The sequence below is a fragment of the Halomonas sp. PBN3 genome (assembly GCF_000475415.1).
Taxonomy (GTDB): Bacteria; Pseudomonadota; Gammaproteobacteria; order Pseudomonadales; family Halomonadaceae; genus Halomonas; species Halomonas shengliensis.
In genome coordinates, this window is sequence record NZ_AXCA01000097.1 from 1 (window position 1) to 637 (window position 637).

Below are 637 nucleotides of genomic sequence, written 5' to 3' on the forward strand. Positions count from 1 at the left end.
AACCAGTCCGAAGATGATCTCTTCGATACGCCCGGAACCGGTCACGCGCACGCCTTCCATGGGGCCGGCATCACTGGCCTCCACGGCCTCGGAAAAGAGCTTCGACAACACCCCGGTGGTGTGGATGAAAAGCGCCAGGGTGCCGGCGAAGGGCCCCAGACCCACTGCCACCACGAAGAGCATCGCGAAGACCAGTTCGTTGATGGCGCGGCAGGCGTCCATCAGGCGGCGCATGGGTTGATGGACCCACCAGGGGGCGAGATTCTCGGACGAGAGCAGGCTGCAGGGCACCGCGCAGATCACCGCGAGGAGCGTGCCCCAAATCGCGATCTGGATGGTGACCAGCATCTGGTCGATGTAATGGCCCAGATTGCCCAGGCTCGGCGGCATGAAGTCGCCGGCGAGCTCGGCCATGTTGTCGGCATTGGCGACCAGCTGGCCCGGCTGCATCTCGGCGCCCTGCCAGGCCCAGCTGAGCACTGCCAGGGTGACGCCCCAGCCGATCAGCGTGCTCCAGCGGCGTCGCGGCAGCTGAGCATCCAAGGTGGCATGTTGCATGTTGAAGTGACTCCCGATGAGGGGCCGTCATGGCCCCTCGTGATGTCGCTAGACTGTCGTGGGTTACTGGCTGGTCATG

1 protein-coding gene is annotated in these 637 nt (G+C 64.8%); it reads right to left on the bottom strand.

Annotated elements, in window-relative coordinates; genetic code table 11:
* Positions 1 to 558: PhnE/PtxC family ABC transporter permease (locus tag Q673_RS23570; protein WP_023005115.1), on the bottom strand; the 558-nt coding region annotated here is incomplete at its 3' end.
* Positions 559 to 637 lie beyond the last annotated feature (79 nt).